Source organism: Cellulomonas sp. NPDC055163, assembly GCF_053607065.1.
The window spans coordinates 1-20818 of record NZ_JBSGSU010000019.1 but is presented as its reverse complement, the minus strand read 5'-3'; the positions used below and the strand labels follow the sequence as shown (position 1 = coordinate 20818).

Annotated in this window: 15 protein-coding genes; 5 read left to right on the top strand and 10 right to left on the bottom strand. The window is 75.6% G+C overall.

Features of this window, described 5'->3' with window-relative positions:
* The 6 genes from ACWFNE_RS21255 to ACWFNE_RS21230 form a co-directional block, all read right to left on the bottom strand.
* A partial coding sequence (locus tag ACWFNE_RS21255; RefSeq protein ID WP_452124418.1) for a GNAT family N-acetyltransferase occupies window positions 1–858 on the bottom strand: 858 nt, incomplete at its 3' end.
* Entirely contained in the window at window positions 851–3274 is a 2424-nt protein-coding gene (gene ligA / locus ACWFNE_RS21250; RefSeq protein ID WP_452124417.1) for an NAD-dependent DNA ligase LigA, read from the bottom strand. The genes ligA and ACWFNE_RS21255, both read right to left, overlap by 8 nt.
* 76 nt (window positions 3275–3350) lie before the next feature.
* Window positions 3351–3725, bottom strand: a complete 375-nt coding sequence (locus ACWFNE_RS21245; protein ID WP_452124416.1) for a hypothetical protein — start codon at window positions 3723–3725, stop codon at window positions 3351–3353.
* An 8-nt stretch (window positions 3726–3733) separates the two neighbouring features.
* Complete coding sequence (locus ACWFNE_RS21240; RefSeq protein ID WP_452124415.1) at window positions 3734–4756, bottom strand: hypothetical protein; 1023 nt, start codon at window positions 4754–4756, stop codon at window positions 3734–3736.
* Window positions 4753–5880, bottom strand: a complete 1128-nt coding sequence (gene mnmA, locus ACWFNE_RS21235) for a tRNA 2-thiouridine(34) synthase MnmA (protein WP_452124414.1) — start codon at window positions 5878–5880, stop codon at window positions 4753–4755. The genes ACWFNE_RS21240 and mnmA overlap by 4 nt, the downstream gene beginning before the upstream one ends.
* Entirely contained in the window at window positions 5880–7103 is a 1224-nt protein-coding gene (locus tag ACWFNE_RS21230) for a cysteine desulfurase family protein (protein WP_452124413.1), read from the bottom strand. The genes mnmA and ACWFNE_RS21230 overlap by 1 nt, the downstream gene beginning before the upstream one ends.
* Before the next feature lie 38 nt (window positions 7104–7141).
* Here ACWFNE_RS21230 and ACWFNE_RS21225 point away from each other — a divergent pair, with 38 nt between their 5' ends.
* Window positions 7142–8131: a phosphotransferase family protein gene (locus ACWFNE_RS21225; protein ID WP_452124412.1), complete on the top strand. Its 990-nt coding sequence runs from the start codon at window positions 7142–7144 to the stop codon at window positions 8129–8131.
* A gap of 291 nt (window positions 8132–8422) precedes the next feature.
* Window positions 8423–10297 (top strand): glucuronyl esterase domain-containing protein, encoded by a 1875-nt coding sequence (locus ACWFNE_RS21220; protein WP_452124411.1) that lies wholly within the window; start codon window positions 8423–8425, stop codon window positions 10295–10297.
* On the opposite strand, the gene ACWFNE_RS21215 is transcribed toward ACWFNE_RS21220, so the two are convergent.
* The gene (locus tag ACWFNE_RS21215; protein ID WP_452124410.1) at window positions 10225–11232 is read right to left on the bottom strand and encodes an electron transfer flavoprotein subunit alpha/FixB family protein; all 1008 of its coding nucleotides are present in this window, start codon (window positions 11230–11232) and stop codon (window positions 10225–10227) included. The genes ACWFNE_RS21220 and ACWFNE_RS21215 overlap by 73 nt on opposite strands.
* Window positions 11233–11260: 28 nt before the next feature.
* Window positions 11261–12049 carry an electron transfer flavoprotein subunit beta/FixA family protein gene (locus ACWFNE_RS21210; RefSeq protein ID WP_452124409.1) on the bottom strand — a complete coding sequence of 263 codons (789 nt, stop codon included), beginning with the start codon at window positions 12047–12049 and terminating at the stop codon, window positions 11261–11263.
* 72 nt (window positions 12050–12121) lie between these two features.
* Here ACWFNE_RS21210 and glgX point away from each other — a divergent pair, with 72 nt between their 5' ends.
* Both glgX and ACWFNE_RS21200 read left to right on the top strand, forming a co-directional pair.
* Complete coding sequence (gene glgX / locus ACWFNE_RS21205) at window positions 12122–14386, top strand: glycogen debranching protein GlgX (RefSeq protein WP_452124408.1); 2265 nt, start codon at window positions 12122–12124, stop codon at window positions 14384–14386.
* Window positions 14387–14529: 143 nt separating this feature from the next.
* Complete coding sequence (locus tag ACWFNE_RS21200; RefSeq protein ID WP_452124407.1) at window positions 14530–15399, top strand: metal-dependent hydrolase; 870 nt, start codon at window positions 14530–14532, stop codon at window positions 15397–15399.
* 74 nt (window positions 15400–15473) lie between these two features.
* Here the strand turns inward: ACWFNE_RS21200 and ACWFNE_RS21195 are convergent, their stop codons facing one another.
* Window positions 15474–16091 carry a hypothetical protein gene (locus ACWFNE_RS21195; RefSeq protein ID WP_452124406.1) on the bottom strand — a complete coding sequence of 206 codons (618 nt, stop codon included), beginning with the start codon at window positions 16089–16091 and terminating at the stop codon, window positions 15474–15476.
* A 111-nt stretch (window positions 16092–16202) separates the two neighbouring features.
* Between ACWFNE_RS21195 and ACWFNE_RS21190 the strand changes: the two genes are divergently transcribed.
* Window positions 16203–17876, top strand: coding sequence for an FAD-binding dehydrogenase (locus ACWFNE_RS21190; RefSeq protein WP_452124405.1), 1674 nt, complete (start codon window positions 16203–16205; stop codon window positions 17874–17876).
* 123 nt (window positions 17877–17999) lie between these two features.
* Here ACWFNE_RS21190 and glgP read toward each other — a convergent pair whose 3' ends face one another.
* Window positions 18000–20588: an alpha-glucan family phosphorylase gene (gene glgP / locus ACWFNE_RS21185; RefSeq protein ID WP_452124404.1), complete on the bottom strand. Its 2589-nt coding sequence runs from the start codon at window positions 20586–20588 to the stop codon at window positions 18000–18002.
* Window positions 20589–20818: the final 230 nt, after the last annotated feature.

Here is a 20818-nt window from a genome sequence, read left to right as displayed (position 1 = left end):
CTTGGGGCCGTGGTTTCCGGGAAGAAGAACCGGGGGGGGGAACACGTGCGTGAGCCCCGGGGGGGGGAGGGGGGGGTGGGGGTCCGCGGGACGGCTCGCCGCGCACACCCGGAACACCGCCGGCAGGCCTGCCGCGGCGTACCGCTCCTCGGTCTCCGCGATCGCGGCGTCGACGTCCGCGGGCTCGCCCAGCGGGACGACGCTGTTCGCCCTCCGGGTGAAGCCCCCGGAGATCCCGAGCCGCCACGGGCCGACGTCGACCACCTCGACCGGGCGCCACGTCGCGGTCTCGACCTCGGCGCCGGGCGCCGGCGGCGGGTCCCACACGTGCACCCGGACCCGTACGCCCTCGTGGTGCCAGTCGCGCTCGGGCACCGGGCGGAAGCCGAGACGCCGGTACAGCCGCTGGGCCGACTGCATCGCGTCGAACGTCGAGAGGACGACCCGACGGTGCCCGGACGTGACGGCGTGCTCGAGCGCGGAGCGCATGAGCGCCTCGGCCGCTCCGCGGCGGCGTGCCTCCGGGGCGACCGCCAGCATCCGGATCTCGGCCTCGCCCGGCTCGGCGACCTCCGCGTACGAGGTCCCGGAGGGCGCGAGCGTGACCGTGCCGACGACGACGCCCGCGTCGACCTCTCCCTCGTGCACGTCGGTGAGCAGACCGCGCGGGGGCACCGACGGCACGAGCGCGACGAGCAGCACCGCCTCCTGCGCGCGGCGCTCGGCGTCCTGCAGCTCGACGGTGTACTCGTCCTCCGGCCGCAACAGGCGGTCCGCGTGGTACGCCTCCGCCGTGAGCGCGCCGACGTCCCGCAGCTCCCGCGTGCCCGCCGCGACCCGCACCCGCACGTCACCCACGGGGAAGCTCCTCGGCGTCGTCCGGCTTGACGGTCCCGTTTCCCGAGGTGGCAGCGGCACCGTCCGCCGCTGGTCCGGGTCCGGGCGCGGTTGCGTCCTCCGCCGCACCGGCCGGCCCGGCGACGTCGGACGCCGCACCGTCGTCCGCCGCGGAGCCCGGCTCCGCGGAGTCGTCGACACCGTCGTCGTCCGGCGCCGGGTCCTCCTCCGGGTCCCCGACGCCCGCGGGCCCGTGCTCGAGCAGAGCCACGAAGCCCGCCTCGTCGAGGATGCGCAGCCCGAGCTCGCGCGCCTTGGCCTCCTTGGACCCGGCGCTCTCGCCGACGACCACGTAGTCGGTCTTCTTCGACACGCTCCCGGACGCCTTGCCGCCGCGCGCGATGATCGCCTCCTTCGCGCCGTCACGGCTCAGGCCCTCGAGGCTCCCGGTGACGACCACCGTCAGCCCCGTGAGCGTGCGCGGCACCGACGCGTCGCGCTCGTCGGCGAGGCGCACCCCGGCGTCCCGCCACTTCCGGACGATCTCGCGGTGCCACCGCTCGTCCTCGGACGCCGCGTCGGGCTGGTCGAACCAGGCCCGGACGGCGGAGGCGATCGTCGGCCCGACCCCCTCCGTCGCGGCCAGCTCCTCCTCGCTCGCGGTCTCGATCGCGTCGAGGGAGCCGAACTCGGTCGCGAGAGCGCGCGCGGCGGTCGGCCCGACGTGCCGGACGGACAGGGCGACGAGGACGCGCCACAGCGCGGTGTCCTTCGCCTTCTCGAGGTTGGCGAGCAGGTTCTCGCCGACCGCGTTGAGGTCGCCGGCCTCGCGCTGACGGCCCTTGACCTTCGACCTCGTCGAGAGCACGAACTGCGGGACTCGGCGCAGCGCGTCGGCGTCGAGCGCGAACAGGTCGCCCTCGTCGGTCAGGACACCCGCGTCGAGCAGGCTCGCGGCGGCCTCCCAGCCGAGCGCCTCGATGTCGAAGGCGCCGCGCGAGGCGACGTGGAAGACGCGCTCGCGCAGCTGCGACGGGCACGAGCGGCTGTTCGGGCAGCGCACGTCGACGTCGCCCTCCTTGGCCGGCGCGAGCGCGGTGCCGCACGAGGGGCAGTGCGTCGGCATCTCGAACGCACGCTCGGTGCCGTCGCGCAGGTCCACGACGGGCCCGACGATCTCCGGGATGACGTCCCCGGCCTTGCGCAGCACGACGGTGTCGCCGATGAGCACGCCCTTGCGCGCGACCTCGCTCGCGTTGTGCAGCGTCGCCATCGCGACCGTCGAGCCGGACACGAGCACGGGCTCCATGACGCCGTACGGGGTGACGCGACCGGTGCGGCCGACGTTGACCCGGATGTCGAGGAGCTTCGTGTTGACCTCCTCGGGCGGGTACTTGTACGCGATGGCCCAGCGCGGCGCCCGGCTGGTGGAGCCGAGCCGGCGCTGCAGCGCGATCTCGTCGACCTTGAGCACGATGCCGTCGATCTCGTGCTCGACGTCGTGCCGGTGCTCGCCGTAGTGGTCGATCATGTGCTGGGCCTCGGGCAGGCCGGGGACGACCCGCGTGTGCCCCGACACCGGGACGCCCCAGCCCGCGAGCAGGTCGTACACCTGCGACTGCCGTTCGAGCGCCGCAGCGCCCGGCCCCCAGCGCAGCGCTCCGATGCCGTGCGCGTACATGCGCAGGTCGCGCGACGCGGTCACGCGCGGGTCCTTCTGCCGCAGCGAGCCGGCGGCGGCGTTTCGGGGGTTCGCGAACGGCGCCTTGCCGGCGGCGACCTGCGCCGCGTTGAGGTCCGCGAAGGCCTCGACGGGGAGGAACACCTCGCCGCGCACCTCGATGAGCTCGGGGTGCGTCGCCGGGTCGCCCGCGAGCACTTGCGGGACGGTGCCGATGGTCCGGACGTTGAGCGTGACGTCCTCCCCGGTCCGCCCGTCGCCGCGGGTAGCCGCGCGCACGAGCCGGCCGTTCTGATATAAGAGCGCGATCGCGAGGCCGTCGATCTTGAGCTCGCACAGGTAGTGCAGGCCACCCTCGGGCACCGTCTCGAGGTCGCGGTGCACGCGCTCGGCCCACGCCGCGACGTCCTCGGCCGAGAAGGCGTTGTCGAGCGAGAGCATGCGCTCGACGTGGTCGACCGCGGTGAACTCGGTCGAGAACGTGCCGCCGACCCGCTGCGTCGGTGAGTCGGGCGTGCGCAGGTCCGGGTGCGCGCCCTCGAGGGCCTCGAGCCGGCGGAGCGTCTCGTCGTACTCCGCGTCGCTGATCGTGGGCGCGTCGCGCACGTAGTACGCGAACTGTGCGTCCCGCACCCGGTCGGCGAGCTCGGTCCACTCGCGCTGCACGGCGGGCGGCGCGGCGTCACGGGCCGCGCCCGGGGCTGCGGCGTCCTGCGGCGCGGGGAGGTCGGCGGCGGGCGGGGTCGCGGTGCTCACGGGCACATCATCGCAACGCCCACCCACGCACCGCGCCCCGGGCGCGCGCTCGGCGGCGCCGGCACCCGACGGGGTCTCAGCCCCGCCGGCCCACCACGAGCACCCCGGCGACGAGCCCGATGCCGCCGAGCGCCGCGACCGCCGCGACCCCGAACACCGCGGTGGACGAGCGCTGCACGACGACCTCCCGCGCCTGCCCGTCCACGGTCCACGTGCAGATGGCCTGCGGCGGGACGGCGGTGTAGCGGATGTCGGCGTCGGCGATCGCGGCGTCGTACGCGGCGAGGCACGGCTCGTCGAGCACGGCTCCGGCGCGCAGCGTCCCGACGCCGAGCGAGATCCACAGCACCGCGAGGGTCAGGACGCCGAGCAGCGCGACGCCCGAGCCGACGAGCAGCAGCAGCGCACGGCGGCGGGGGTCGAGGCGGGGGCTCGCGCCGGGAGCGCTCATGTCGGGGGTCATCCTTCGGCTCGCTCGGCGACGATCAGGGCGGCACGCACGGTACCCGCGAGCGCACCCCGGGCGTCGTCGGGTGTCGCCCCGGGGCCGACGGGCGGCGCGAGCACGACGACGTCGCGCAGGCGCTCGGCGGGCAGGCCGACGCGCCGCCACGGCTCGAGCAGCACGGCGGCCTGTCCGGCGACGTCGGGGCCGGCGCACTGCGAGGACGCCTGCGGCGGGAGCTCGGCCCACAGCGCGGTGCCGCGCTCGACGAGCTCGGCGACCCGCTCCCAGGCCCGCTCGTCGAAGCCGCCGACCGCGAGCGCCACGGCGTCGGCCCCCGAGTCGGCGACGGTGGCGGTCGAGGACCAGGCAGCCCCACCGTGCACCACGACGCGCTCCGCTGTGGCGGCGCCACGCAGCGCTCCCGTGACGGTACGCAGCCGCTCGGCGGCGACCGGGGCACGCACGGGCCGCAGCGCCGAGTAGCCGGAGAAGGTGGGCAGCACGCCCGCGACGACCTGCGCGAGCAGCGGCTCGTGCAGCACGACCGAGACCGCCGCCCCCGGCACGGCCCGGCGCACCGCGGCGAGGTGCTCGACGAGCCCCGCGGCGAGCGACTCGGCGAGCTCGCTGACCGCACCCGGGTCGGCCAGCACCCGGTCGCCGCGCGCGAGGTAGAGCGACGCCGCGAGCGTGAGCGGCCCGACGACGGGCACCACGAGCGGCCCGGCGTACCCGTGCGCGGCGACCGCCAGGACGTCGAGCCCCTCGCGGACGAGCGCCCGCGCCCGCGAGTGGTCGTGGCCGGGGCGGTCCGCGAGCTTCCAGCCGTGCACGCCGAGCTCGACGGGCAGGTCGACCAGCAGCGCCGCGGTCTGCGCGGTGGAGTCCGCCCACGGTCCGCGCGCCGGCAGCCGCACGAGGAACGGGAGCCCGTCGAGCCCCTCGGGGGTGTCCGCGAGGTCACCGACGACGACGCTCTGCGCGTCGAGCAGGTCCTCCCCCGGCCAGACCGGGTGGCCGCTGACGCCCGTCACGCGCGGTGGGCCGGGGTCGGCGCCGCCGCGGGCGTCGTGGACGCCACGGTCGCCTGCCCGAGCACGCGCGTGCCGTCGTACAGCACGAGCGACTGGCCGGGTGCGACGCCGTGCAGCGAGCGCTGCGGGCCGTCGACGGTGACGTCCACCTCGACCGCGCCGCCCTCGACCGCCCGGGCCAGCGCGGCGACGGGCACGCCGTGCGCGCGCACCTGCACCTCGCACCGGAACCACCCGGGACCCGCCTCGGTGAACCAGACGGCGGACGTCCCGGCGACGGCCGCGACCTCGAGCGCCTCGACGGGCCCCACGACGACGCGCCGGTTCACCGGCTCGACCGCGAGCACGTACCGGGGCCGCCCGTCGGGCGCCGGACGCCCGATCGCGAGGCCCTTGCGCTGCCCGACGGTGTACGCGTACGCACCGTCGTGCGCGCCGACGACCGTCCCGTCGGCGTCGACGATGTCGCCGGGCTGCGAGCCGAGCCGGTCGCGCAGGAACCCCTGGGTGTCCCCGTCGGCGACGAAGCAGATGTCGTACGAGTCGGGCTTGGCCGAGACGGAGAGCCCACGTGCTGCCGCCTCGGCGCGCACCTCGTCCTTCGAGGTGACGTCCCCGAGCGGGAACATCGCGCGGGCGAGCCGCTCCGGGCCCATCACGGCGAGCACGTACGACTGGTCCTTCGCGGCGTCGCGGGAGCGGTGCAGCTCGCGCGTGCCGCCGGGGCGGGTCACGACGCTCGCGTAGTGCCCGGTGCACACCGCGTCGAAGCCGAGCGCGAGGGCCTTGTCGAGCAGCGCCTCGAACTTGATGTGCTCGTTGCAGCGCACGCACGGGTTCGGTGTGCGGCCGGCGGCGTACTCGCTGAGGAAGTCGGCGACGACGGTGTCCTCGAAGCGCTCCGAGAGGTCCCACACGTAGTACGGGATGCCGAGCACGTCCGCGGCGCGCCGCGCGTCCCCGGCGTCCTCGATCGAGCAGCAGCCGCGCGAGCCGGTGCGGAACTGGTCCCGCGTGCGCGAGAGCGCCATGTGGACCCCGACGACGTCGTGCCCGGCGTCGACCGCGCGCGCGGCGGCGACGGCCGAGTCGACACCCCCGGAGAGTGCGGCGAGGACGCGCATCAGCGGGCCCCGCTCGGCTGGCGGTGCGCGCGGTCGGAGCGGTCCGGCCGGCCGGCGAGCCCCGCGGCCTGCGCCCGGTCGACGACACCCGGGAGCGCCGCGAGGAGCGCGTCGACGTCGGCGCGGGTCGAGGTGTGGCCGAGCGAGAACCGCAGCGCGCCGCGCGCGTCGTCCTCGTCGACCCCCATCGCGAGCAGCACGTGGCTCGGTCGCGGGACGCCCGCCTGGCACGCGGACCCCGTCGAGCACGCGACCCCGGCCGAGTCGAGCAGGTACAGCAGCGAGTCGCCCTCGCACCCGGGGAAGGTGAAATGTGCGTTGGCGGGGAGCCGGCGGTCGGCGTCCTGCGGGCCGCGCAGCACGGCGCCCGGGACGGCGGCCCGCACGCCGGCGACGAGCGCGTCGCGCAGCTCCGTGAGCCGCTGCGCGGTGGCCTCGCGCGCCGCCACCGCCGCGTCGACCGCGACGGCGAACGACGCGATCGCGGGCGTGTCCAGCGTCCCGGAACGGACGCCACGCTCCTGCCCGCCGCCGTGCAGGACGGGCGTGAGCTCGAGCCCGCGACGCGCGAGCAGCGCCCCGACGCCGCCCGGCCCGCCGACCTTGTGGCCGCTCACCGTGAGCGCGTCGAGGCCCGAGGCGGCGAAGTCGACGGGCACCTGGCCGACGGCCTGGACCGCGTCGGCGTGCACCGGGATGCCGTGGCGGCGGGCGAGCGAGACGACGTCGTGCAGCGGCTGCAGCGCTCCCACCTCGTTGTTCGCCCACATCACGGAGATCAGGGCGACCTGGTCGGCGTGCTCGTCGAGCTCGGCCCGCAACGCGTCGAGGTCGAGCACCCCGTCGCCGTCGACCGGCAGGAGGACGATCTCGGCGCCCGCGTGCTCGGCCATCCAGAACGCCGGGTCGAGCACCGCGTGGTGCTCGACCGCGGAGACCAGGATGCGCCGGCGCGACGCGTCGTGGGTGCGCCGGCCCCAGAAGAGGCCCTTGACCGCGAGGTTGTCCGCCTCGGTGCCCCCGCCGGTCACGACGACCTCGCTGGGGCGCGCGCCGAGGGCCGCCGCGAGGCGTTCGCGGCCCTCCTCGACGGTGCGCCGGGCCGCCCGTCCGGCGGCGTGCAACGACGACGGGTTGCCGGTCCGGACCAGGTGCTCGGTGAGGACGGCGACCGCCTCGGGGAGCATCGGCGTGGTCGCCGCGTGGTCCAGATAGACACTCACCTGCACGAGTGTACGAACCGCGCTGGCAGGATGTGTGCGTGAGTCCCGACGCCGTCTACCCCTCGCCGCTCGCGTTCAGCGGTCAGCGCCTCGACTGGCGCGACCTGCCGAGGGCCGTGCGCGCGCGCATCGCGGAGCTCGCGGGGTCCCAGGTGAGCGCCGAGACGAGCGCGACGACGGGCTTCAGCCCGGGTTTCGCGGCGGTCCTCGAGCTGGCGGACGGGCGCGGGGTGTTCGTCAAGGCGGTCTCGCCCGAGCAGAACCCGACGTCGCCCGAGTTCGCCCGCGCGGAGATCCGTGCGGCGGCCGCGCTCCCGCCCGAGGTCCCCGCGCCACGCCTGCTGTGGTTCGACGAGGACGACGACTGGGTCCTGCTGGGGTTCGAGGTCTCGCACGGCCGCCCGCCGCTCCTGCCGTGGGACCCGGAGGAGCTCGCGCTCGTGCTCGGCGCGCTCGTCCCGCTGGCCCACGCCCAGCCGCTGCCCGGGCACCGGCTGCCGCGCACGGACGACCTGCTCGCACCCGACTTCACGGGCTGGCGCTCGCTCGCCCGGTGGCCGCACGAGGAGCTCGAGGCCGCTGCCCGGACGGCCGGCGACCTGGGCCGGTGGGCGCACGAGCACCTCGACGACCTCGTGCGGTGGGAGCAGGACGCGCTGCGCGTGTGCGCCGGCGACGCGCTGGTGCACGGGGACCTGCGGGCCGACAACATCATGATCGACCGTGACCGCAACCGGGTCGCGCTCATCGACTGGCCGCACGCGAGCGTCGGGGCGCCGTGGCTCGACCTGGCGTTCATGCTGCCGAGCATCGCGATGCAGGGTGGGGGTGACCCGCAGGAGATCTTCTGGTCGCACCCGGTCTCCGAGGGCGTCGCGCCCGAGGACCTGCGCGCGGGGCTCGCCGGGCTGGCGGGCTTCTTCGCCTACGGGTCGCTGCAGCCGGCGCCGCTCGGGATCCCCAACCTGCGGCGGTTCCAGCGGGCGCAGGGTGCGCAGGCCCTGGCCTGGCTGCGCGAGCTGGCCTGACGCAGCTCCGGAAAGTTTCGAGTGTGAGCGCGCACATCACAGCGCGCGGACACCCGTCTCGCCCGAGCCGTTCCAGCGCGCCGGGACGACGTGTGCATCTGCCTGAGAAGGCCCGTCGCGGACGCGGCGCATCTCCACCGGTGAAGATGCGACCACAGGGATTCACGCGCTGGACACCGCCTCCCGCGCACCGGAACGTCGGGTCCACCAGGAAGAATCCCGGGAAGTACGGCGATAGTTTCGCGGTCTCCTCGAGGGCGAGGCGTCGCCTCCACCTGGAGGGAGAGCCCTGTGACCGGACCGGGCCGCTCGAAGCACCGCACCGCCGTCGTCATCCTCGCCGTCGCCGCGCTCACGGCCGCCGCGGCGCTCGCCGACCTCCCCCGCGCCGCGACCGCCCAGGCCGCGCCGTTCGCCTCCGCCGTCGAGAACGAGGGTGCCGGCTGCACCGTCCCCACCCTGCCCGAGGCCGGCTCGCTGCCCACCAACGCCCAGCTGCCCGACCCCTTCGCGCGTCTCGACGGCACCCGCACCGCCTCGCGCGCGGACTGGCGCTGCCAGCGCGAGCTCACCCGGCGGCTCGCCGAGAAGTTCGTCTACGGCGAGAAGCCGACGAGGCCGACGGTCTCCGGCACCGTCTCGCGGACCAGCATCACCGTGAACACGTCCTACCAGGGCCGGAGCTCGAGCTTCTCCGCCAAGGTCGACCTCCCCAGCGGCACCGGACCGTTCCCCGCCGTGATCGTCTACGGCGGCTTCGGCGGCGACACCGCCACGATCAAGGCCGCCGGAGCCGCCGTCATCAGCTACGACCCGTACGCGGTCGGCAAGGAGGGCACCGGCCGGGCGAACAAGCAGGGCGCGTTCTACACGCTCTACGGCTCGTCGAGCAGCACCGGGCTCCTGATGTCCTGGGCGTGGGGGGTGAGCCGGATCATCGACGTGGTCGAGCAGTCGGGCGGCACGATCCTCAAGGCCGACGCGACCGGCGTCACCGGGTGCTCGCGGTTCGGCAAGGGCGCGTTCGTCACCGGCGCGTTCGACCAGCGCATCGCCCTCACGATGCCCATCGAGTCCGGCAGCGCGGGTGTGCCGATCTTCCGCGGCATCCCCGGCGAGGGCGCACAGAGCCTGAGCAGCGCGTACGGCGAGCAGCCGTGGCTCGGCGACGCGTTCGGCACGTTCACGGGAAACCCGAACCGGCTGCCGATCGACACCCACCAGGTCGTCGGCCTCGTCGCCCCGCGCGGGCTCCTCGTCATGGACAACCCGCACATCGCCAACCTGGGCCCGCGGTCCGCCAGCGTGGCGGCCCTCGGCGGCGCGGAGGTCTACCAGGCGCTCGGGGCGAGGGAGAACCTGACGTACTGGTCCGACGTGCAGGACGGCAGCCACTGCGCCAACCGGCCCGAGTGGCGCACGCCGCTGCAGCAGAACATCCAGAAGTTCCTGCTCGGGACCGGGAGCGCGCCGGGCGTCCTGCGCATCTCGAGCCGCGCCCAGGGCACCCTCACGCAGTGGCGCTCCTGGCAGACGCCGACCCTGCCCGCCGGCCCGGAGCCGACGCCCACGGTGACGCCGACGCCGACGCCGACGCCGACGGTCACGTCGGAGCCCACGCCGAGCCCGACCGTCACCCCCCACGCCGACCACGGAGCCAGGGGCCGGGTGCACGGCCACGACCTCCGTCAACCAGTGGAACGGCGGCTTCGTCGTCAGCGTGCGGGTCACCGCCGGCTCCTCCGCGATCCGGGGCTGGACCGTCGGCATGACGCTGCCGGCCGGGGCGACGATCACGAGCGCCTGGAACGCCGACCGCAGCGCGAGCTCCGGCACGGTGCGGCTGACGAACGTCGGCTGGAACGGCGCGCTCGGCGCCGGTCAGGCGACCGAGGTCGGCTTCCAGGCCACGGGCAGCGGCAGCGGCATCACCACGACCTGCACGGCGAGCTGACCGCCGCGGACGGGCCGGTGCGGCGGGGGCGATACCGCTGCACCGTCCCGTCCGGGTGTCGGGAAGCCGGCCGCGGCGCTCGGTCCCCGGGCCGGTGGACCCGCTGCCGGTCAGTCCGGGAGCCGGCCGACCAGCGGGTTCAGCCCTGGAGGCGCCGCAGCTCGGCCGCGGTCTGCGGCAGCACCGCGAACAGGTCGCCCACGATGCCGTAGTCCGCGATCTCGAAGATCGGCGACTCGGGGTCGGAGTTCACGGCGACGATCGTCCCCGACGACTGCATCCCGCCGCGGTGGTGCACCGCGCCCGAGACGCCCGCGCCGATGTAGAGCTTGGGCGCGATCGTGACACCGGTCTGGCCGATCTGCGCGTCGTGCCCGATCCAGCCCTCGTCGGTCGCGACGCGCGTGGCGCCGACCGCTCCGCCGAGCACGTCGGCGAGCTCCTCGACCGCGGAGAAGTCACCGTTGGTGCCGCGCCCGCCGACGACCACGACCTGCGCCTCGCCGAGCGCCGGGCGGTCGGACGCGACGCGCTCGGTGTGCTCGACAACGCTCGCCCGGCCCGCCGCCTCGCTCACGGCGACGGACAGCCGCTCGGTCGCGGGGGCGGACGCGGCGCCCGCGGGCACCGCCTGGACGGAGTTCGCCTTGAGCGCGACGACCGCGAGGTCCGTGCGGATCGCGCAGCGCGTGTTCCAGGTGCCCGCGAACACCGTCTTCGCGACCACGACGCGGCCCTGGTCGTCGACCTCGGCGCCCGACGCGTCGACCACGACACCGGCGCGTGCCTCGAGACCGACGTGGGCCGCGACCTCCTTGTTCTCGAACGACGAGGTCAGCAGCAGGGCCGACGCCCCGGTGCCGGCCGCGAGCGCCGTGAGACCCTCCGCGACGACCGGGCTCAGCCGGGCGTCGGCGGTGCCGAGGTCGACCACGTGCACGGCCTCGACGCCGTGCTCACCGAGCTGCGCGAGCGTGGCGTCGTCGGGCCCGGCCGCGGCGGGGGTGCCCGCAGCGGCGACCCACGCGCCGTGCACGGTGCCGAGCCCGCGGGCGATGGTGAGGAGCTCGAGGACGGTCGTGCGCAGGGCACCGGTCGACGCGTGGTCGAGCAGCACGAGCACGGGTCCGGTCAGGGTCGTCGTCATGGTGGTGCGGTCCTCCGGGACTCGGTGCTCAGACGAGCTTGTTCTCGACGAGCCACGCGGCGAGCCGCAGGCCCGCCTCGCCGTCGTCGTTGACCAGCACGCGGTTCTCGCGCGCCGGGCGCGGGGCCGCCTCGACGACCTCGGTCCACGCGGCGTCGCCGCCGACCGACGCGGGGTCGACACCCAGGTCGGCGAGGGTGAGCACGTCGACGGGCTTCTTGCGGGCGGCCATGATGCCCTTGAAGTTCGGGTAGCGCGGGTCGTTGGCCTGGTCCGTGACCGAGACGAGCGCCGGCAGCGGCGCGGTGAGGACCTCGCTCGCGTGGTCGAGCTCGCGGCGCACCGTGACGGCGCCGTCGGCGACCGTGAGCTCCGCCGCCAGCGTGAGCTGCGGCAGGTCGAGCAGGTGCGCGAGCGCGCTCGGGAGCAGCGAGGTGAGGCCGTCGAGCCCGGCCATGCCGGTCACCACGAGGTCGACGGGCGCGTCCGCGCCGATGCGGCGGATCGCGGCCGCGAGCACCGTCGCGGTGCCGAACGCGTCGGACCCGGCGACCGCGTCGTCGAGCACGTGGACCGCCTGCTCGGCGCCCATCTGGAGGCCCTTGCGGACCGCGTCGACCGCGTCGTCCGGCCCGACGGTGAGCGCGACGACCTCGCCGCCGTGCTCCTCGACGAGCGCGAGCGCCGCCTCGAGGGCGTTCTCGTCGAGCTCGTTGAGCGTCCCGTCCCCCTGGTCGCGCACGACGCGACCGTCGGGTCCGAGCGCCCGCTCCGACTGGATGTCCGGCACGTGCTTGACGCACACCACGATTCTCACGCGCGGAACGTTACCCGCACCGGCCGAGGTCACCCACCGAGTGTCCAGTGCCGGAAACGTCGGGGGTTCACAATGGGCGCCGTGCACCACGCCGAACCGCCCCGACCCGCCGCGCCCCGCCGCCGGCCCGTGCCCCCGCTCGGCGTCCACGTCGTCGACGGGGGCGTGAGCGTCGCCGTGCGCGCGCCGCACGCCCGGGCGGTCGACCTGTGCCTGCTCGACGCGGCCGCACCGGACGCCGCCGCGGGTGCGGAGCCGTCGTGGGTCGAGCGGCGCGTCCCGCTCGACGGCCCCGAGCACGGCGTCTTCTGGGCGTACGTCGCCGGCGTCGCACCCGGTCAGCGGTACGGCTTCCGCGCGCACGGTGCGTGGGACCCCGTGGGCGGGCACCGCTACAACCCCGCGAAGCTGCTCGTCGACCCGTACGCCCGCGGGCTCGTCGGCGAGGTCGCGCACCGGCCCGAGACCTACGGGCACGTCGTCGGCGACGACCTCGTCGGCGACCCCTACGGCGCGGCGGACCCGCGCGACTCGGCGCCGCACGTGCCGCACTCGGTCGTCGTCGACACCCGTGCGGTCCGTGCGCTGGGTCCCGACCCCGCCGCGAACCGCCCGTCGGTGCCCTGGTCGGAGACGGTCGTCTACGAGGCGCACGTGCGCGGGCTCACGCAGCAGCTGCACGCGCTGCCGCCCGAGCTGCGCGGGACGTACGCGGGCCTCGCGCACCCGGCGACGCTCGACCACCTGCTGTCCCTCGGCGTCACGGCGGTCGAGCTGCTGCCGGTGCACGCGTCCGCGTCGGAGCCGCACCTGCTCGACCGCGGGCTGACCAACTACTGGGGCTACAACACCCTCGGCTTCTTCGCCCCGCACGCGGCGTACGCGACGCAGGCCGCGCGCGACGCCGGCCCTGCGGCGGTGCTCGCGGAGGTGCGCGCCGCGGTGCACGCGCTGCACGAGGCGGGGCTCGAGGTCCTGCTCGACGTCGTCTACAACCACACGTGCGAGGGCGGGCTGCCCGGACAGCACCTGAGCTGGCGCGGTCTCGACAACGCGCGCTACTACCTGCACGGCGGCGGCTCCCCCGCGGGTCTCACGGACATGACCGGGACCGGGAACTCGCTCGACTTCCGGCGCCCCGAGGTCGTGCAGCTCGCGATGGACTCGCTGCGGTACTGGGCGGACGAGATCGGTGTCGACGGCTACCGCTTCGACCTCGCGGTCACGCTCGGTCGAGGTCCGGACGGCTACGACCCCGACCACCCGTTCCTCGTCGCGCTCACGACCGACCCGAGCCTGCTCGGGCTCAAGCTCGTCGCCGAGCCGTGGGACGTCGGCCCCGGCGGGTGGCGCACGGGGCACTTCCCCGCCCCGATGGCCGAGTGGAACGACCGGTTCCGGGACGCGGTCCGCTCGTTCTGGCTCGCCGACCCCGCACGCGCGGCGCACGGCCTGCCCGGGCACCGGGTCCGCGCGCTCGCGACGCGCCTGGCCGGTTCGGTCGACCTGTTCGGCCACGGCGACCCGCCGCTCGCGCGCGGTCCGGTCGCGTCGGTCAACTACGTCACGGCGCACGACGGCTTCACGATGGCCGACCTGGTGGCCTACGACCACAAGCACAACGCCGCGAACGGCGAGAACAACCGCGACGGGTCGAACGACAACCGGTCCTGGAACCACGGGATCGAGGGCCCGCTGCGCGCGGACTCGGTCGGCGCCGACATCCTGCCGCTGCGCCGCCGCTCGATCCGCAACCTCTTCGCGACCCTCGTGCTCGCCGCCGGGACGCCCATGATCACCGCGGGCGACGAGCTCGGCCGCACCCAGCTCGGCAACAACAACGCGTACTGCCAGGACGGCGAGCTCTCGTGGGTGTCGTGGGACCCCGCACCGTGGCGGCAGGACCTGCTCGCGACCGCGCGCCACCTCCTGCGCCTGCGGCGGGAGAACGCGGCGCTGCGTGCGACGCAGTTCTACACCGGCGCACCCGTGACCGAGGGCGGCCCGCCCGACCTGGCCTGGTACGGGCCCGACGGCGTCGAGCTCGACCACGACCGCTGGCACGACCCGTCGATCCGCACGCTCCAGATGGTCCGGGCCGGGGCCGACGGGGGCCGCAGCGTGCTGCTCGCGGTGAACGGCGCGCTCGACCCGGTCGAGGTCGCCCTCGCCGCCGCGCCGGACGCCGGCTGGGAGCTCGCGTGGGACTCGACCTGGGAGCGGCCTGACGAGCTCAGCACGGCGGCGATCAACGGCGCCCTGCACCCGGGGCCCGGGGAGCGCGCGCTGTTCGAGGCGCTGAGCATGCGGGTCTACCTGGGCCGCACGGCGCACTGAGGCGACGCGGGACGACGTCACCCCGCGCCGCGCACGGGCGCGGGCACGGGCGCGGGCGCTGGGTGTCGGCGCTGGGCGCCGGCACGTCGCTGACCTGCGCCTTCTATCACGATTCGTCCGTTCCCGCGCCGTAGTAGGTTCCGGTGCCGGGCGGGCCGTCGAGGTCCGCCGGCGACGACGGCACGACGGGAGAGCGCGGCACGATGATGGGCGCGAACCACGCGGCGACCGGGGCCGCGGCCTGGTTCGCCGTCGCCGGCTCGGGGCCGCTGATGCTCGGCTGGTACCCCGTGCACTCCAGCGGGCTGCTGATCGGCGCCGCGGTGTGCGCAGGTGCGGCGATGCTTCCGGACGCCGACCACCACGCCGGCACGATCAGCCACTCGCTGCCCCCGCTCTCCCGCCACGTCACCCGCGGCGTCGCGCACGTCTCGGGCGGGCACCGGCACGGGACGCACTCGCTGCTCGGCATCGCGGTGTTCGCCGGCCTCGCGCTGCTGCTCGGCGCCGCGCGGGTGCCGAGCCCGGTCGGGACGCTCGCGGTCGGGGCGGGCGTCGTCTCGCTGCTCCTGGTCGCGTACGCCGCGAAGGCGCTGCGCATGACGAGCGACGCGACGTGGCTCCGGTCGTGGCTGCTGGCCACCGGGGTCGCCGCCGCGATCACGGTGTTCGCCCCCGAGGACCCGACCTGGCTCGCGGTGTGCGTCGCGCTCGGCGCGGCGGTGCACGTGCTCGGCGACGCGCTCACGACCGGCGGGGTGCCGCTGCTGTGGCCGTGGACGCCCGACCCGCCGCGGTGGTGGGCGGAGAACCGGGTGCTGCGGCGCGTGTGGCAGCGCAACGGCTGGGGCGGGGTCCCCGTGCTCGGACGCACGGGGTCGGTGCGCGAGTGGCTCCTCGCGGTCCCGGTCAGCCTCTACGCGTTCTACGGGCTCGTCGTGGCGTTCGTGGGGATGCTCGAGTCGGCGTCGCGGTGGCTGCCCGCGCGCGTGCTCGCCGAGCTCGCGGGCTGACCGGACCGCCCGCGTCGACGACCGGCTGCGCGGCTCCCCGCTGCCACCGTGGCCGCAGCGCTCCGCCGCCGCGGTCAGGCCCGCCCGGCGCCCGGGCCGCCCGTGTCCTCGTCGTCGGACGGCGGCGGGACCAGCGCGAGCGCGACGGTGAGAGCACCGAGGACCGCGGCGGCGCGGGTGTGGGCGAACCGCACCCCTGCGGCAGCGCGCGCCTCACCGCGGCGGAACAGCCAGCGCTCGGCGGCGACCGTCCCCGCCACGGAGCCGACGACGGCGACGGCGACGACGCCGGACGCGACGACCCGGACGCGGAACGCGGGGGAGGCCGACCGCTCCGGCTCCGCACCCTCCGCACCGACGGTGCCCTCGGTGCGCTGCGACCCAGCCGCAGCGGGGGTGCCGGCCGTGCCGTGGGCGCCGTCCGCGCTCACGCATGGCTCGGTCGGCGCGGGCACGCCGGCGGCGGACGCGGACGCCGCAGCGGCCCGGAGCTTCGCGAGCTCGGGACGCAGCTCTGGGAGCCCGATGGCGACCGCCACCGCGGCGATCCCGGCCTTCGCCCAGCCGCGTGCGGTGCGGGACGCGAGGACGTCCGGCATCGCGTACCAGGCGGTGGTGGTCAGGCCGGAGGCGAGCGCGGTCAGGACACGGGGCGCGGTCAGGGCACGGGACGCGCTGGGGGTCGTCGTCATGGCTCCCATCGTCGAGGGCTCGTGGCGCCGCGCGCATCCACCGCGAGCCCGACCCGATGCCACTGCGTCATACGCCGGAGGAGCGACCTCCGCCGCAGGTAGGGTGCCCGCATGACGGACAACGCCGACGTCGTGGTCATCGGTGCGGGCCTCGCCGGGCTCGTCGCCACCGCCGAGCTCACGCGCGCCGGGCGCCGGGTGCTCCTGCTCGACACCGAGCCGTCGTCGGGCATCGGCGGGCAGGCGTGGTGGTCGTTCGGCGGGCTGTTCCTCGTCGACTCCCCCGAGCAGCGCCGCCTCGGCGTGCACGACTCCGCCGAGCTCGCGCTCGCCGACTGGCTCGGCTCCGCCGGGTTCGCGCCCGACACCGGCCCGGGCAGCCCCGACCACCACGGGCGCGCGTGGGCCGAGAGCTTCGTGGACTTCGCGGCCGGTGAGCTGCGGCCCTGGCTGCACGGCCTCGGGGTGCGGTGGTTCCCGCTGGTGCAGTGGCCCGAGCGCGGCGGCGGCCTCGCCGGGGGCCACGGCAACTCGGTCCCGCGGTTCCACGTCACGTGGGGCACCGGGCCGGGGATCGTCGAGCCGTTCGCCCGGGCACTGCTCGACGCGCACCACGCCGGCCTCGTCAAGGTCCGCACGCGCCACCGCGCGACGGGTCTCGTGGAGCGCGACGGGCGGGTCGTCGGCGTCCGCGGCGACGTCCTGGCACCCGCCGCGGTCGAGCGGGCCGTGCCGAGCTCGCGCGAGGTCGTCGGCGGCTTCGAGGTGTCCGCGAGCGCGGTCGTCGTCGCGACGGGTGGCATCGGCGCGAACCACGACCTCGTGCGTGCGACGTGGCCGGCGACGGCGGGGCGGCTCCCCGAGCGCATGCTGTCCGGCGTCCCGGACTCGGTCGACGGCTCGGGGATCGTCGCCGCCCGGGACGCGGGCGCCGCCGTCGTGCACGAGGACCGCATGTGGCACTACCCCGAGGGGATCACCAACCACTCCCCCGTGTGGGGCCGGCACGGCATCCGCATCCTCGCCGGCCCGTCCTCGCTGTGGCTCGACGCGGACGGCCACCGGCTCCCGGCGCCGCTCTTCCCCGGGTTCGACTCGCTCGGCGCGCTCCAGCACATCGCCGGCCGAGGCGACGACCACTCGTGGTTCGTGCTCGACAGGACGATCCTCGGCGCGGAGTTCGCGCTCTCCGGGTCGGAGCAGAACCCGGACCTGACCGGCAAGGACGTGCGGCTGCTGCTGCAGCGTGTGCTCCCCGGAGCGGTCGGGCCGGTCGAGGCGTTCGCCGAGGAGTCGCCCGAGTTCCTGTGGGCCGACACGCCAGCGGCGCTCGCCGCGCGCATGAACGCGCTGACCGGTACGCGCCGCATCGACCCCGACGCGCTCGAGCGCACGATCCGTGAGCGTGACCAGCAGGTCGCGTCCGGCCTGGGCAAGGACCACCAGGTCGTCGCGACGGCGATGGCCCGCCGGTACGTCGTCGACCGCGTGATCCGCGTCGCGAAGCCGCACGCGATGCTCGACCCCGCGCACGGGCCCCTGCTCGCGGTGCGCCTCTCGGTACTCACCCGCAAGACGCTCGGGGGTGTCCTCACGGACACGTCGGCGCGCGCGCTGCGCCCCGACGGCACGGTGCTGCCCGGGCTGTGGGCGGTCGGTGAGGCCGCGGGCTTCGGCGGCGGCGGCGTGCACGGCCACCGCGCGCTCGAGGGCACGTTCCTCGGCGGCTGCCTGCACACGGGCCGGACCGCGGGGCGCGCGCTCGCCGCCGAGCTCGGGGACTGACGCCCGCACCCCGGGTTCGGCTGCTGCACCCGGACGCGCCACGCACGTCGCCGGGTCGACGCGGACAGCCGTGAGGCCCGCCGCCGCGATGCGACGACGGGCCCCACAGGACGTGCGGTGCGGTCAGGACGCCGCGTTGGCGACGAGCCCCACGTCGGCGATCGAGCTCAGGCCCTTGTGCTTGGGCACGACGCGCACGGTGTACCCGAACGGTCCCGAGGCGTCGAGCCGGACGTCGCCCGCGAACGCGTGCCGCCCGGCCTCGAACGTCTCGGTCGGGGCGAGCGCGGCGACAGTGAACGAGCCGAGCTCGTCGGCCTCCGAGACCTTGCCGTGCACGACCTGCACCTCGACGTCCTGCGGGCTCAGCTCGCCGAGCGAGATGTACGCCTTGACGTGCAGCGTGTCGCCGACCTTCGCGACCTCCCCGACGCCGCCGGACTCGACGTGGTCGACGCGGACCTGCGACCAGCCGGTGCGGATCTTGCCCTTCCAGGCGGCGAGCTCCCGCGCGCCGTCGTAGTCGGCCGAGCCGTTGAGGGAGCGACCGCCCGCCGCCGCGGGCACGTAGAGGTGCTGCACGTAGTCCGCGACCATGCGCGTGGCCTGGACCTTCGGGCCGAGCGTCGCGAGGGTGTGGCGCACCATGCTGAGCCAGTGCACCGGCAGCCCGGCGTCGTCACGGTCGTAGAACCGCGCGGCGACCTGGTTCTCGATGAGGTCGTACAGGGCCGACGCCTCGAGGTCGTCGCGGCGGTCCGGGTCCTCGACGCCGTCGGCCGTCGGGATCGCCCAGCCGTTCTCGCCGTCGAACCACTCGTCCCACCAGCCGTCGAGGATCGAGAGGTTGAGCCCGCCGTTGAGCGCGGCCTTCATGCCCGACGTGCCGCACGCCTCGAGCGGGCGCAGCGGGTTGTTGAGCCACACGTCGCAGCCCGGGTAGAGCGTCTTGGCCATCGCGATGTCGTAGTTCGGCAGGAACACGATGCGGTGGCGGACGTCGGCCTCGTCGGTGAACCGGACGAGCTGCTGGATGAGGCGCTTGCCCTGGTCGTCGGCGGGGTGCGACTTGCCCGCGATGACGAGCTGGACCGGCTTCTCGGGGTCGAGCAGCAGCGAGCGCAGCCGCTCGGGGTCGCGCAGCATGAGCGTCAGGCGCTTGTAGGTCGGCACGCGGCGCGCGAAGCCGATCGTGAGCACGTCGGGCGAGAGCACGTCGTCGACCCAGCCGAGCTCCGCGGGGCTGGCCCCGCGCTGACGCCACGACGAGCGCAGCCGCGAGCGCGCGTCCTCGACGAGCTGGGCGCGCAGCGTGCGGCGCAGCTCCCACAGGTCCCGGTCGCCCACGCCGTCCTCGCGCAGCCAGCCGTTGCCGGTCGCGATCTCGTCGGCGCTCAGCGCACGGGCGGCGACGTCGACGAGGCGGCGGTCGACCCACGTGGGGGCGTGCACGCCGTTCGTGATCGAGCTGATCGGGACCTCGGCGTCGTCGAAGCCCGGCCAGAGCCCGCTGAACATGCCGCGCGAGACGGCCCCGTGCAGCAGCGAGACGCCGTTGGCGCGCCCCCCGAGCCGCAGGCCCATGAGCGCCATGTTGAACAGCAGCGGGTCGCCGCCCTCGTGGTCCTCGGCACCCAGCGCGAGCACGCGCTCGACGGGGAGGCCCTCGACCGCGCGGTCGCCGCCGAAGTACTGCGCGACGAGCTTGGCCTCGAACCGGTCGATGCCGGCGGGCACGGGTGTGTGCGTCGTGAACACGGTCGCGGCGCGCACGGCCTCGAGCGCCTCGTCGAAGCCGAGGCCCTGCTCGGTGACGAGCTCGCGGATCCGCTCGACGCCGAGGAAGCCCGCGTGGCCCTCGTTCATGTGGAAGACCTCGGGCTCGGGCGCACCGGTCAGGCGCGACCACAGCCGCAGCGCGCGCACGCCGCCGACGCCGAGCAGCAGCTCCTGCTGGAGGCGGTACTCCCCGCCGCCGCCGTACAGGCGGTCGGTGACGCGGCGCGCGGCCTCGTCGTTCTCGGGGACGTTCGAGTCGAGCATGAGCAGCGGGACACGGCCGACGGCGGCGCTCCACACGTGCGCGTGCAGCACGCGCCCGCCGGGCAGGTCGACCGTGACGACGGCCGGCGTGCCGTCCTCCTCGCGCACGAGCGTCAGCGGGAGGCCGTCGGGGTCGAGCACCGGGTACGTCTCGACCTGCCAGCCGTCGCGTGTCAGGGACTGCTTGAAGTACCCGGCGCCGTACAGCAGGCCGACGCCGACGATCGGCACGCCGAGGTCGGAGGCGCTCTTGAGGTGGTCGCCCGCGAGGATCCCGAGGCCGCCGGAGTACTGCGGGAGGACGGACGTGATGCCGAACTCGGGCGAGAAGTACGCGATCGACGTGGGCAGGCTGCCGCGCGCGTCGTCGCTCTGCTGCTGGTACCAGCGCGGGGCGCTCAGGTAGTGGTGGAGGTCCTCGACGGTCTCGCGGACGCGCTGGACGAAGGCCTCGTCACCGGCGAGCGAGGCGAGGCGCTCGGGCGCCAGGGCACCCAGGAGCGCCACGGGGTCGCGCCCGACCTGCGCGAACAGGTCGCGGTCGATCTCCGCGAACAGGTCGCGCGTGGGCGCGTGCCACGACCATCGGAGGTTGTGGGCGAGCTCGTCCAGGTCAGCGAGCTCGACCGGCAGGAGGGTACGGACCGTGAATCGTCGGATGGCTCTCACCTGCCCGAGCGTACGCACGTCCCCGCCCCGGCACACCCCATCAAGGTCACGGGCGTGTGAACGCGTCGGCGCGGGTGGGCCCGGACACGCCCCAGCGGATGCCCGCACCGGGAAGGAGTGGATAGGTTCGTGGTGTGACGCAGACACCTCCCCCGACCGGCCCGGACGCCGCCGCGGCGACCCCTCGGCCGGCGCGCACCCGGACGCCTCGCGCCGCGAACCCGCGGACG

Bases quoted from the DNA above. Each gene is read 5' to 3' on its own strand.
- glgX (WP_452124408.1), top strand. From the start codon at position 12,122: ATGGGCGCCGTGCACCACGCCGAACCGCCCCGACCCGCCGCGCCCCGC.
- ACWFNE_RS21190 (WP_452124405.1), top strand. From the start codon at position 16,203: ATGACGGACAACGCCGACGTCGTGGTCATCGGTGCGGGCCTCGCCGGG.
- ACWFNE_RS21245 (WP_452124416.1), bottom strand. From the start codon at position 3,725: ATGAGCGCTCCCGGCGCGAGCCCCCGCCTCGACCCCCGCCGCCGTGCG.
- ACWFNE_RS21195 (WP_452124406.1), bottom strand. From the start codon at position 16,091: ATGACGACGACCCCCAGCGCGTCCCGTGCCCTGACCGCGCCCCGTGTC.
- mnmA (WP_452124414.1), bottom strand. From the start codon at position 5,880: ATGCGCGTCCTCGCCGCACTCTCCGGGGGTGTCGACTCGGCCGTCGCC.
- ACWFNE_RS21215 (WP_452124410.1), bottom strand. From the start codon at position 11,232: ATGACGACGACCCTGACCGGACCCGTGCTCGTGCTGCTCGACCACGCG.